Here is a 13132-nt window from a genome sequence, read left to right on the forward strand (position 1 = left end):
ACAAGGAGTGGCACCAGTTGTCGATCCCGTGTGTCTCATCGGTCACCAGCAGTCATCAACCTGTCATCGGCCGTCATCACTCAAGGTTGGAATACACATATTCTCGAAACCGCTCAGGCACGTGGGCTCTCTGCCACTCGAGTTCACGTGCCAGCTCGGTTCCGGCGAGCGCCTTCTTCGTATAGCGCGCCAATTCGCGGCTATGACCGGCCATATGTGCAACTGCCACAGCTTGACCGCAGGCTCGTGCAACGGCAGTACTCGCATCCTCAGACGCCTCCCGCGCGGCCGCATGGCAGCCGAATGCGAGTTTTCGCATTTTCCCGACCGCCAGTTGTCCATCTGCGAACTGCACTGCGCCGTCGAGTGCTTCCCCCGGTCGCGGATCGTCCGGGCGAGCAGCAGAGAACACTGGCAACAGCCTCTCGGCGCATGCCACCGTCCATCTGATCAATTCCTGTCGGTCACGTTCGGGCAGTGTCGGGTCAGAGGTATCCGGCTTCATCACTCGATTGTCTCAACAGCGGATGGAGGTGCAACCGCCCAGTCGCGACACCGCAGGAGCGCCAAGGCACGTATGCGTGCCTAATGGTCTCGACGCGACGGCGGAGTTTCGATGACAGCGGAGTAGCGGCAGCGCGCAACCCACCCCGACCGCTCAGTCGATGAGGTCCGAATCTCTATGCGCTTCACCCTTCAGCAGCTCGGCCGTAAGCCCCTCACCCCTTGAGCCGTGTCATCTCCGGGTCGAAGATCGGCTCCGCGGTGACCGTCGCCGGAAGCCGACGACCCAGGTACTCGATCTCGACGCCGTCTCCGACGCTCATGGTGTTCGGCAGCCAGGCGTAGGCGATGGTCTGCCCGATCGAGTACCCATAGGACGCCGAGGTGACATAGCCGTCAGCCTTGCCCGCTCCGTTCGCCTCGCCCTCAGCACCAACCCCGGCTCCAGCGCCCCCTTTCACATACACGGGTTCGCTGCCGAGCACGACGTCTTCCCGACGGTCGAGCGTCAGGCACGTCAGCTTCTGAGTCGCAGCTGCGGCCCGGTCCGCCAGCGCAGCTTTGCCCCGGAAGTCATCGGTCTTCGAAGCCTTGACCGCGAAGCCGAGCCCCGCCTGCACGGGCTCGTGCTCGCTGGTCATATCCGAGCCGAAGGAGCGGAAGCCCTTCTCCAGACGCATCGAATTGAAGGCCTCGCGACCGCCGGCGATGAGCCCGAACTCGCGACCTGCCTCCCACAGCACATCCCAGAGTCGATGCCCCAGATCCGCCGAGGTGTAGAGCTCCCAACCGAGCTCGCCGACGTAGGACAGGCGCATCGCTGTGACGGGGATGCCGCCGATGGTGATCTGCTTGGTACGGAAGTATTTGAGTCCATCGTTGCTGAGGTCGTCGTTGCTGACCCGGCCGATGACTTCCCGCGCCAGCGGACCCCACAGGCCGATGCAGCACGTTCCCTGCGTCGTTTCACGAACGGTGGCCCACTTCGCCGGATCCGCCGCCGACTGTTCCCTGGCCGCGCGGGTGATGTAGGCGAAGTCGATGTTCGAGTTCGCCCCCACCTGATAGGTCTGCTCGTCGAGGATCGCGACAGTGATGTCGCTGGTGATGCCGCCCTCATCATCGAGCAGAAGGGTGTAGCTGACTGCCCCGGGTTTGCGCAGCATCGACGAGGTGGTCAGTCCGTGCAGCAGTTCGCCGGCACCCGGCCCTTTGACCTCGAAACGCTTCAGCGCAGTCATGTCATACATGGCGACATTCGTCCGCGTCTTCCACGCTTCGACGGCCGCGATCGGCGAATGGAACATGTCCGCCCAGCCCTCACGCTCAGGCGCCTTCCACTCCTCGGGCAGCTCCTCGAGCAAAGACGAATTGGCTTCGTACCAGTGAGGACGTTCCCACCCATTCGTCTCGAGGAAGAATGCGCCGAGTGCCTTCTGCTGCTCGTTGAATGGGCTCAGCCGCAGATCCCGGGGTGAGACGCGTGGCTGCAGGGGGTGGATGACGTCGTAGATCTCGACGAAGTTCTGCTGCGAGGTTTCGCTGACATATTCGGGCGTTGTCAGTGCGTCCTCGAAGCGGTTGAGATCGATGCCGGACAGGTCCGTGTTCGAACGCCCGAGCGAGATGAGTTCGGCGACGGCCTTCGCGATGCCGGCACCGTGGGTGACCCAGACCGCCTCGGCGACGAAGAATCCGTCGACCTCTCGGGACTGTCCCACAAGTGATCCGCCGTCGGGGGTGAAAGAGAAGATGCCGTTGAAGCCGCGCTGGACTTCGGTCTGGCGCAGTTCGGGCAGCAGCTCCTGCGTGGCCTCCCATTCGCGGGCGAAGTCCTCCGGGGTGAAGTCCAGGCTCGAGGGCATGACCTCGTCGGTGATCTCATCGGGTGAGTAGGTCCGCAAGGTGCCGAGGTCGACGGGCATCGGCCGGTGGGCGTAGGAGCCGATGCCGATCCGGTCTCCCCATTCACGGTAGTAGAGGTCCTTGTCCTGGTAGCGCAGGATGGGCGCCGAGGCTCCTGCGGGCTGTTCGTTCTTACCTGCCAGGCTGGGTACTTCGGTGGTCCAGGCGAACTGGTGGCCCAGCGGCAGCAGCGGGATCGTGGTTCCGACCATCTCGCCGATGTTCGGGCCCCAGAATCCGGCACAGGAGACGACGACATCGGCCGGGAACCGGTCCTCTCCTGCGAGCACTGCGGTGACCTTGCCCCCGGATTGTTCGATGCCGGTGACAGTGGTGCGGTCGTGGAATTCGACACCGGCGGCCCGGGCTCGATCCATGACCAGCTGGGTTCCGCGGGCGGCGAGCGCCAACCCGTCGCCGGGGGTCAACAGACCGCCGAGGACCTTGTCCGGGTTGAGCAACGGGAACAGACGAAGGCATTCCTTCGCATCGACCACCTCGGCGTCGACGCCCCAGGATCGGTTCCATCCGGCACGGCGGTGCAGGTCTTGGAGCCGATCTTCCTGGGTGGCGATCTCCAGACCGCCGACGGGTAGGAATGATCCGCGACCATCGGGACCGGTCAGGGAGGTCAGCTTCTCGATCGTGTACTGGGCGAACTCGGTCATCGACTTCGAGCCGTTGGAGGAGAAGACGAGACCCGGTGCATGCGAAGTCGAGCCGCCGGGGATGTTCAGCGGGCCCTGTTCGAGGACGAGGGTGTTGGTCCAGCCCAGCTGGGCGAGTTCGTCCGCGAGGTTGGCTCCGACGATGCCGGCTCCGATGATGACGACTCGGGGTGAGGAAATCGGCACTGTGTACTCCTTTGTGGTGCAGCGAAAATCTGGGTTGGCGCGACAGTTGTGCTGGCGAATGGTGCGGTCGGAGCGGGCGGCGAGCCCTCCCCTCGGATCAGGTCACCCTCAGAGCAGGTGCCCCCTCGGATCAGGCGTCGATGATCAGGTCGCTCAACGCGGTCGAACAGCAGGGCAGGAACTTCCCGGCCTCGATCTCTCGTGCACGGATGCCGCCCTGGTGGTTCATGTCGACGTCACCGTCGAGCTTGACGACCTTGCACGAACCGCACATGCCTTCCTGGCAGTTCGCCCCGATCTTCACACCCGCGGCCCTGGCAGCGTCGAGGACGAATTCGTCCGAGGCAACGCGAACGTTGAGCTCGCTGCGCACGAACGCCATCGTGTGCTCCCCTTCGCCGACAGTAGCGAAGGTCGCCGGGTCGACGACCGTGGTTTCGTCATCTGACTCGACATCTGCGCTCATAACGTCCCCCGCCGAGGCTGTGCCCGGGTCGGTCTCGACCGTCGCAACCGCTTCGGCGTCCGCCACGACCACCTCAACCTCGGGCTCGAAGGGAACCTCGGCCAGGGCGTCGACAGCCTCCACCGGATCCCCGGTGGTTTCGACGGGCCCGTCGGCGGTGTACTCCGGTTCGTACATCTCCAGCGCAGCCGGCTGCTGTTCGTAGTACTCCTCGGTCGATGACGCGATCTCTTCGGCGATCTCCCCAGCCAGGGCGACCTCCTCGGCGTATTCGCGTCTGGTCGCACGGTCTCCGGAAAAGAACTCCATGAACACCGAGGTGTCGTCCACGCCGACCTCGCGCAGACACTGCGTCGCCGTGTTGAGATAGCCCTCGGGACCACAGGCGAACACCTGCCGCCCATTGGCATCAGGGACGACCTCTTCGAGGAGCGCGGTCGAGAGGCGGCCGGTCTTCCCGACCCAGACGCTTCCGGCGCCGGCCGACTCGTCTGCCAGCGCCCGGTCCCCCTGTGCCCGGTCCCCCAGGGTGTAGATGACCTCAATCCGGAAATCGGCGCGGGCCAGGAAGTCCAGCTCTTCGGCAAACGCGAAGCGATCCGGTGCGGAGCCGTGATAGAGCAGGACGACGTCGGCCTGACCTGGAAGGGAATGGATCGTGCGCACCATCGACATGAGCGGGGTGATCCCTGCTCCGGCCGCAAGCAGCAGATACCGGGCTCGCCGATCATAGTCGGCGAGGTGGAAGGCGCCCACCGGACCCAGCATCTCCAGGACGGCGCCGACCCGCAGAGACTCATGCGCCCAGGTCGAGACGAGCCCCTTCGGGTCGCGTTTGATCGTGATGGAGAAGGTCCACGGTTCCGTCGGCGCACTCGAGATCGAGTAGCTGCGAGACACCGGCTCGGCGTCCGAACCATGCACGGGGAAGTCGATGTTGATGTACTGACCGGACCGAAATGCCAGTGGGGCACCGTCCATCCGGCGGAACACGAAGACCATCATGTCGCCCGCCTCGGGGATGGTCTCCACACACTCGGCGGAGAATTCCTGGGGGTGCCACGGGCCCAATGCCGTGGCGGCACCGGCGGGCCCTGTGGTGGACGAGAGGACCCGGTTCCACGGCATCTCGAGGCCCCGGACCCGCTGCGCCAACGGAATCATCGGGTCGTCGATGCGCTTCATCCCACGTGCTCCCGCATCCGCTGCACGTACCAATTGATGAAGGCCTCGACCTGATATTCGCTCTTCATATAGGGACCCTGCTCGTAGAACGGGCTACTCGCACCACGTTGGCAGAGTTCGACGAAGTCCTTGTCCTGCAGGTTCGTCTGCTTCCACGTGTGCGTCAGCGTCTCGAGGTCGTAGTCGACGCCTTCAACCGCATCGTCGGCGACGAGCCACGTGGTCCGCACCTGAGTCTGGTGAGCATTGATCGGAAGCACCGTGAACGTCACGACATGATCGCCGAGGAGGTGGAACCAGCTGTTGGGCTGCAGGTGCATGGAGCAGCGACCCAAACGAAAATCGGGAAGATCGCCGAGGAGCTTCTTCACCAACCGTCGCCCGTCGGCTGAGAATGACTCCCCCTGCCCGTCCAGAGATTCGCGCGAGATCCGGATACCGGCGATGCGGGTGTCGAGTTCTTCGACGACCTCGTAGGGCAGTCCGTAGCGGCGGCACCGGTATTCCAGCGAGGCCTGTGCCTGCTGGTTGCGGTCCCAGACGTCCTCGAGGTGCGGTGGGATCGTGTCATCACTCAGCCCCCATGTCGGGAACAGGGCGCAGGCCAGTTCCGGGTGCCCATCACAGTGGTAGCACTCGCGGTTGTTCTCCATCACGAGTTTCCAGTTGGCTTCCTCGATGATGTTCTGCTGATAGGCCACCTTCGTCTTCGCGAGTTCGTGCGGGGCGACATAGGGGGCGAAGATCGCTGCGGTGTCATCGAAATCAGCTGGGGGTTCATCGGCCAGGCACAGGAAGACGAGGCCAGCAGCGATCTTCCCGTGGGCTCGTTTTAGCGAATAGCAGGCCTTGTCGAATTCCATCTCACCCGGCGCCGAGGCGTGGATGAGGTGCCCGTCGGGTGAATAGGTCCACGAGTGGTATCCGCAGACCAGGTTGCCCGTGGTGCCGGCCGCCTCGGTGAGGACGCGGGCCCCGCGGTGGCGGCACACGTTGTGGAGGACGTTGACGCCCCCGTCGTCGGTGCGCAGGACAAGGAGCGAGTACGGACCATAGTCGAGGGTGACGTAGTCCCCGGGCTCTGGGATCTCGGCGACGCTGCAGGCGAAGACCCAGTTCTGCCCGAAGATGGCCTGCATATCGAGATTGAAGAGATGGTCGTCGGTGTAGAAAGGAGCCTCGAGAGAGAATCCGGTGCGTCGCGTGTCGAGCAGTCGGCGGAGCTCATCGAGTCTCTCTGCGCTGAAGCCGGCAGGGAATCCCTTCTTCGTCGGCGCCAGATTCACTGCGGTCAATTCCATCTCCCTTGATGTCTGCTGCTGTGCTGCACAGCGCGTCGGCTTCGGCTCCCTGCTCGGAGCACAGTGCCTCGATCCGTGCTGTCACAAACGACACTAGCGATCTCAACACTGCAGGAAAAGCGGGAGATTCTGATGAATTATGTGCGGTTTTTCCGCATGGTTCGGGGCACAATGGTGTCATGATCGATCCGCGTCTCATCATGCTTCGCACATTCGCCGCCTGCGGTACCGTCGCCGCCACGGCCGAGCTCACCGGCTACTCGCCTTCGGCCGTCTCCGGACAGCTGCGCGAGCTCCAGCATTCACTGGGAATGACGCTGCTCGTCAAGGACGGGCGAGGGTTGCGCCTGACCGCGACGGGTCGGCATCTTGTCCGCCGCTCCGACCGACTCATCGCCGAGTGGGAGGAGATTCGAGCCTCGTCCCTGACAGCCGGCGACCACACCCCCTCACATTTCGGCATCGGCGGGTTCTCAACCGCCTCGTCGAATCTCCTGGCCCCATTGGCTGCGAAGCTGCGTGGGGCTCACCCTGATGTCGGAGTCCACGTGATCGAGGCCAGCCCGGCACGCTGCTTCGAGCTCCTCGTGGCTGAACGCATCGACCTCGCGGTGGTGGTCGCGATGCAGGGTGAGGTTCAGGTCGAGGAAGACCCGCGTTTCGACAAGATCGATCTTCTCGACGATCCGCTCGACGTCATGGTCCCTTCCGACCACGAGGTGGCTGAGCGTGAGTCGGTCTCACTCGCGGAGCTCGCCGGGGAGGAATGGATCAGTGCCGGACCCGGCTCGCCGTATCACGCGCTGTTCGTTGCGGCGTTCACTGCGGCCGGCGTCACCCCGACCGTCGCCCACGAAACCATCGAGTGGGAGACGTCTGCCGCACTCGTCGGTGCGGGAGTCGGAGTCAGCCTCATTCCGCGTCTGGCCAGTTCACTGGGTGAGGCGAATGTGACACGGGTTCGACTCAGCGGCTCCGGGAGGCTGAGTCGGAAGATCATCGCCGCCGTCCGAGCGGGCAGCCGGGACTCGCCATTCATCAAAGAATCACTGGCGCACCTGCGAACGACCTCGCGGCACATCCTCTCAACCCGCCTCGATGAGACGCCCGCGACGGCCTGACGTGGGTAGTCTCGGGCTGCGGGACGGCCGCGACGGCCTGACGTGGGTGGTCTCGAGGTACGGGAACGGACCTATTGACAGAAGTCTCCCATGACCGCGAGACTGCTCGTACGTCTGATAACAGACTGATATTTCAGGAACCGTCGGCGCTTCCTGACCGCCTTTTCGCCCACCGACCATGGGACGACGACGCTTCTTGGACATCGACAGCGGTGCGACACAGATGGAGACTCAACGATGAGCAACAAGGCAATCAGCTACGCAGGCCCCGGCAAGGTCGAGGTCATCGACACCGAATATCCTGAGTTCGTCCTCAAGGACGGGCCCGGCGTCCATCCCGCCAATGTCGGCCGCAAGGTCGATCACGGCGTCATCCTCAAGACCGTAGCCACGAACATCTGCGGCTCCGACCAGCACATGGTCCGCGGCCGCACCACCGCACCCGAAGGGCTCGTCCTCGGCCACGAGATCACCGGCGAAGTGGTCGAAGTCGGTCGCGATGTCGAGTTCGTCAAGGTCGGCGATCTCGTCTCTGTGCCGTTCAACATCTCCTGCGGTCGGTGCCGGAACTGCATCGAACGCCAGACCGGCATCTGCCTCAACGTCAACCCCGACCGCCCAGGTTCTGCCTACGGCTACGTCGACATGGGCGGCTGGGTCGGCGGCCAGGCCGAGTACGTCCTCGTGCCCTACGCCGATTGGAACGTTCTGAAGTTCCCGGACAAGGACCAGGCGATGGAGAAGATCCTCGACTTGGCCATGCTCTCCGACATCTTCCCCACCGGATTCCACGGTGCAGTCGGGGCCGGCGTCACGATCGGTTCGACGGTCTACGTCGCCGGTGCAGGCCCGGTCGGAATCGCGGCGGCCACCTCGGCGCAGCTCCTCGGTGCCTCGGTCGTCATCGTCGGTGACCTCAACGGGGACCGTCTGGCACAGGCACGGGCCTTCGGATGCGAGACCGTCGATGTGTCCAAGGGTGACCCGAAGGACCAGATCGAGCAGATCCTCGGCACTCCCGAGGTCGACTGCGGCATCGACGCGGTGGGCTTCGAGGCGCGCGGCCATGGCAAGGATGCGGCCACGGAAGCCCCGGCGACCGTGCTCAACTCGCTCATGGACATCACCCGTGCCGGCGGCAGCCTGGGCATTCCGGGCCTCTACGTCACCGGCGATCCGGGGGCGGCCGACGAAGCAGCGCAGCAGGGTTCACTGTCGATGCGCTTCGGCCTCGGCTTCGCGAAGTCCCACGTCTTCGTCACCGGACAGTGCCCGGTCATGAAGTACAACCGCGGCCTGATGCACGCGATCCTCAACGACAAGGTGACGATCGCGAAGAACGTCAATGCCACACCCATTGCCCTCGACGACGCCCCGCAGGGCTACGCCGATTTCGACTCCGGCGTCGCCAAGAAGTTCGTCCTCGATCCCCACGGCATGATCAGGGCCTGAGTCAACGCCAACTCAGGGCCTGCTCAGCGCCTGAAGCAGCGCCTGAAGCAGCGCCTTGCACCAACAGCAGCTCTCGCCGAAACTCGGCCGCTGCGTCGAGACCCTCAGTTGCACACTCGTGCTTCGACGTAGCGGCCGAGTTTCGGTGAGCAGTCAGCAGCCAGCGGCCGCGTCTCGGCTCAACGCCCGTGTCTCGGCGAGCAACCAGCGCGCCGCGACCAGCGCCCCGCGACCAGCACCCCGCGACCAGCCAGCCGCTGCCAACAATCCGCGACCAGCACAGCATTGAACCAGCCCGCCCCTCAGCCCACTTCGTCCATCAAGCGCGCGAACGCCAGGTGGGCGAGCGCTGCGGCCTGGTCGCCGAGGAGTCCATCATCGAAGACCACCCTGGGCGAGTGGTTGGTTTCCGCGTTCGGGTCCACACCCTCTGGTGTGGCTCCGAGGAACACGAAGGTGCCGGGCACTTTCTGGAGCACATAGGAGAAGTCCTCGGATCCCATCCGCGGTACTGCCATCTCCTCGACGCGTTCGGAACCGAAGACCTCGCCGAGGCGGTCGATGACCAGCTGGGACTCGGCAGGGTTATTCATGGTCACGGGGAAACCGAGACGCAGGTCCACCTCGGCGGTGCATCGGTGCGCGCGGGCGATGCTCTCCGCGATCTCGTGCACCCGTTCCTTGACCAGTGCGATGGATTCGGCAGAGAGGTAGCGAATAGAAGCGGTGAGCTTCGCGGAGTCCGGGATGACGTTGCTGGCCTGTGCGCCCTCGAGCTGCGTCACGGAGACCACGACGGGATCGAAGATGTCGAAGGACCGGGAGACCATTGTGTTCAAGGCGAGCGCGATTTCGGCAACTGCCGGTACTGGGTCGCGCGTGGCCTGCGGCTGGGAGCTGTGGCCGCCGGCGCCGTGGATCTTCAGGTTGAGATCGGCGAAGCCTGCCATGAGCGGCCCGCCTTTGGTGGTGAACCTCCCACGCTCGTCGGCTTCGACGTGGATGCCGTACGCGGCGACGACCGGCACACCGGCCGCTTCGAGGAGGCCTTCGTCGATCATCGGCTCGGCCCCGCCCTCAACCTCCTCGGCGGGTTGGAACATGAACACGATGGAGCCGGGCAGCTCGTCCCGGTGAGCGGCGAGCAGTCGGGCGGCACCGACGAGTCCGGCGGTGTGCATGTCATGGCCGCACGCATGCATGTTGCCGTTGGTCGACGCGTATTCGAGACCGGTGTCCTCGGCCACCGGCAGTGCGTCCATGTCCCCGCGCAGCAGCACCGCAGGTCCGGTTCGTCCCCCCTTGAGTACGGCGACGATCGAGGTCAGCGACTCCCCCGTTGTGATCTCAAGGCCCAAGCCAGCGAGCTCGTCCAGAACCGTCTTCTGAGTGAACGGCAGCTGGTAGCCGAGCTCGGGATGGGCGTGCAGGGTGCGACGCAAGGTCACGAGGTCGTCCTGCAGACCCTGAGCCTCGGTGCGGAAATCTGGGGTGGAGCCGGATGGTGATGCGGACATGAGAGCGGTTCTCCTTCGAGCCAAATGAGCGGTGCGTCCGACTCTACTGAGCTTCGAGCCGAGCTGAATGACAGTCCCTACTGTGTATCGGATCCGACTGCAGAGTCATCGGGCCTGACCGCAGAGCCATAGGCGGCGACGAACCGGGTGAAATCTTCAAGGAAGTCATCGACCCGATCACCGAGGGCGTCCAGACCGGAGGCGAACGCGGTGAGGGCTGTCGCGACGTCGTCTTCGAAGATCCGCGCCCCCTTCTCCGTTCGCGAGATCTCATGGGCGGAATCCCCTGAACGCCGCGAACGCTGCAGGAGCCCTTCGGCCATCGCCGCATTGATCTGCCGATTCACGGTTGACTGCTCGAGAGACAGTTCAGCCGCGATCTCCTTGAGCGTGCGAGACTTCCCATCGGCGAACATCCACAGAATCCGCAGGTCCGCCGTGCCCAGCTCCATTGTGCGCGATTGCTCCCGCTGAGCGCGATCGAGTCGGGAGATGAGGGCGGCAACCTTACGATCATCAGGAAGGTCTGAATCGAGGGGAAGGGTTGCTTCCTCGCGTGAACTCCGAGTGGTTGTCCAGTCGGTTTTTGGTCGAGGCCTCATAGCTATATAGTTTATACACAAGATCGATATGTATCATACATAATCCCCCTCGGGTGGAGCTCGCGGCACGGGACAGGAAGAAGACTCGTTTGAACCATCAGCACAACAGCCCTGGCGATCCGACCACAGCCTCCGCAGCTCTAGCGGCCCCAGCCGCCAAACCGCTGCTCATCGTCATGGTCCTCGGCTTCTCCAGCCTGTGCGCCGCGCTCATGCAGTCCCTGGTGATCCCGATCCAGCCGGAGCTGCCGCACCTGCTCAACACCTCGGCGAGCAACGCGGCCTGGGTCGTCACCGCCACCCTGCTCGGTGGAGGCGTAGCCATGCCTGTGGCCGGTCGCCTCGCCGACATCTACGGCCGCAAGCCAGTCCTCGTCGCCTCGGCCATCATTCTGCTCGTGGGCTCCGTCATCTGCGCCATGTTCTCGACCATCGGCCCGGTTCTCATCGGACGCGTCCTGCAGGGCTTCGCCATGGGATACATCCCGGTGGCGATCAGCTTCGTCCGCGAGATCACTCCGCCTGCCATGCGCAACTCGGCGGTCGCGGGCATCAGCGCCACGCTCGGAGTCGGCGGTGCTCTCGGCCTGCCGATTGCGGCCTGGATCGCTCAGGACTTCGACTGGCATATGCTGTTCTGGCTCTCCGCCGTGCTCGCCGCGGCGATGGTCGTGCTCTCACTCGTCGTTCTCCCGCACACCTCGCCGGTGGATCCCGGACGGTTCGACGTCCTCGGCGCTGTGGGGCTCGCGGTCGGCATCGTCGGCGTTCTCGCTGGAATCTCGAAGGGCAATGACTGGGGATGGAGTGCCCCCTCAACTCTGCTGGCGATCATCGGCGGAGTCATCGTCCTCATCGCCTGGGGCTTCTTCGAAGTGCGACACCCCCACCCGCTCGTCGATCTGCGCACCACCGTCCGACGCCCGATCCTCCTGACGAACATCGCGGGAATCCTCATCGGCTTCGGCATGATGGCGCAGTCGATCGTCGTCCCCCAGCTCCTCCAGATGCCCGAGGCCACCGGCTACGGACTCGGCCAGTCGATCCTCCAAGCCGGACTGTGGATGGCTCCGGCCGGTCTGATGATGCTGGCCTTCACCCCGATCTCGAGTCGCCTCCTCTCAACCATCGGCGGGCGTCCGACGCTTGCGCTCGGAGCCACGGTGATTGCCGGCGGCTATGTATTCGCCGTCTTCCTCGACGGGGCACCCTGGCAGCTCATGATCGCCACCTGCATCGCCTCGGCGGGGGTCGGCATCGGGTACGCAGCGATGCCGACGCTCATCCTCGAGAACTCCCCCGCCGCCGAGGCTGGTGCCGGGGTCGGCGTCAACGCCCTCATGCGGTCGATGGGCACAACCCTGGCCGGCGCGGTGATGGCGATCGTGCTCACGAGCCAGACCGTGTCGGTGGGTGGAGCCCAGATCCCCGCCGAGGCGGCCTTCCGCACCTGCTTCATCATCGGTGCCGCGGCCGCATTGGCCGGAGCCCTCGTCGTGCTGCTGATCAAGCGCAGCAAGCCGGAATCGCATGTCGTCGAGACCCCGGAGAACGCCGAGTCCCACGCCTGATCGTTCCCGACGCCCGAGGTCTCTGGCCTCGAGCCATGGACCTCGGGCGTCGGCATGCGTACCGTGGTCGGTGACGCGACCACTCGATGAGGAGACCGCTGTGCGCATCATCATCACCCAGAACATGACCCTCGACGGCCGAGTTGAGATGCTCGACGACTGGTTCGACCCACAGGCTCAGGATGAGGAACTGTCCGCCGAGCTCATGCGCCAATCAGCCCACGAGGATGTGCTGCTGCTCGGGCGACAGACCTTCGAGGACTTCCGCGGCTATTGGCCGCTGCAGACGGATGACACCACCGGAGTCGCCGAACATCTCAACCAGGTCGACAAACGAGTGGTGTCGACGACACTGAGTGATCCGGGCTGGCAGAACACAACACTGATCAGCAGCGATCCCGTTCGAGCCGTTACAGCTCTGCGCGATGCACCGGGCCGCGATGTCATCCTCACCGGCAGCATCACCCTGGCGCATGCGCTCATCACCGCCGAGGTGGTCGATGAGTTCCGGATGTTCACCTATCCCGTGTGGCAGGGCCGCGGGCGTGGCTTCTTTCCCGAGGGCGCTCCCGCACCGAGGCTGCATCTGCTCGAGTCGAAGTCATTTCCCAGTGGGGTCGTCTACTCGGCCTACAGTCCGCTCACCTGAGGCAC

10 protein-coding genes are annotated in these 13132 nt (G+C 64.5%); 4 read left to right on the forward strand and 6 right to left on the reverse strand.

Features of this window, described 5'->3' with window-relative positions:
* Positions 1–76 precede the first annotated feature (76 nt).
* The 4 genes from INT29_RS04615 to INT29_RS04630 all read right to left on the reverse strand — a co-directional run bounded on the left by INT29_RS04615 (position 77) and on the right by INT29_RS04630 (position 6209).
* Positions 77–505: a putative immunity protein gene (locus tag INT29_RS04615; protein ID WP_101570098.1), complete on the reverse strand. Its 429-nt coding sequence runs from the start codon at positions 503–505 to the stop codon at positions 77–79.
* Between the two features lie 214 nt (positions 506–719).
* A complete protein-coding gene (locus INT29_RS04620; RefSeq protein WP_193070874.1) occupies positions 720–3263 on the reverse strand; it encodes a GcvT family protein in 2544 nt (847 codons plus the stop codon).
* Between the two features lie 130 nt (positions 3264–3393).
* Positions 3394–4914: a flavin reductase family protein gene (locus INT29_RS04625; protein WP_193070875.1), complete on the reverse strand. Its 1521-nt coding sequence runs from the start codon at positions 4912–4914 to the stop codon at positions 3394–3396.
* The gene (locus INT29_RS04630) at positions 4911–6209 is read right to left on the reverse strand and encodes an aromatic ring-hydroxylating oxygenase subunit alpha (protein WP_413463156.1); all 1299 of its coding nucleotides are present in this window, start codon (positions 6207–6209) and stop codon (positions 4911–4913) included. Before INT29_RS04630 ends, INT29_RS04625 begins: the two co-directional genes overlap by 4 nt.
* Before the next feature lie 185 nt (positions 6210–6394).
* Between INT29_RS04630 and INT29_RS04635 the strand changes: the two genes are divergently transcribed.
* Both INT29_RS04635 and fdhA read left to right on the forward strand, forming a co-directional pair.
* The gene (locus INT29_RS04635) at positions 6395–7336 is read left to right on the forward strand and encodes a LysR family transcriptional regulator (RefSeq protein WP_193070877.1); all 942 of its coding nucleotides are present in this window, start codon (positions 6395–6397) and stop codon (positions 7334–7336) included.
* Positions 7337–7573: 237 nt separating this feature from the next.
* A complete protein-coding gene (gene fdhA, locus INT29_RS04640) occupies positions 7574–8788 on the forward strand; it encodes a formaldehyde dehydrogenase, glutathione-independent (protein ID WP_193070878.1) in 1215 nt (404 codons plus the stop codon).
* Between the two features lie 302 nt (positions 8789–9090).
* On the opposite strand, the gene INT29_RS04645 is transcribed toward fdhA, so the two are convergent.
* A complete protein-coding gene (locus INT29_RS04645; RefSeq protein WP_193070879.1) occupies positions 9091–10305 on the reverse strand; it encodes a M20 metallopeptidase family protein in 1215 nt (404 codons plus the stop codon).
* A gap of 77 nt (positions 10306–10382) precedes the next feature.
* A complete protein-coding gene (locus INT29_RS04650) occupies positions 10383–10907 on the reverse strand; it encodes a MarR family winged helix-turn-helix transcriptional regulator (RefSeq protein WP_219618831.1) in 525 nt (174 codons plus the stop codon).
* 89 nt (positions 10908–10996) lie between these two features.
* On the opposite strand from INT29_RS04650, the gene INT29_RS04655 reads away from it, so the two are divergent.
* Both INT29_RS04655 and INT29_RS04660 read left to right on the forward strand, forming a co-directional pair.
* Positions 10997–12478 (forward strand): MFS transporter, encoded by a 1482-nt coding sequence (locus tag INT29_RS04655; RefSeq protein ID WP_226841625.1) that lies wholly within the window; start codon positions 10997–10999, stop codon positions 12476–12478.
* Between the two features lie 100 nt (positions 12479–12578).
* A complete protein-coding gene (locus INT29_RS04660; RefSeq protein WP_219618839.1) occupies positions 12579–13127 on the forward strand; it encodes a dihydrofolate reductase family protein in 549 nt (182 codons plus the stop codon).
* Positions 13128–13132 lie beyond the last annotated feature (5 nt).

Source organism: Brevibacterium sp. FME37, assembly GCF_014897485.1.
Lineage (GTDB): Bacteria > Actinomycetota > Actinomycetes > Actinomycetales > Brevibacteriaceae > Brevibacterium.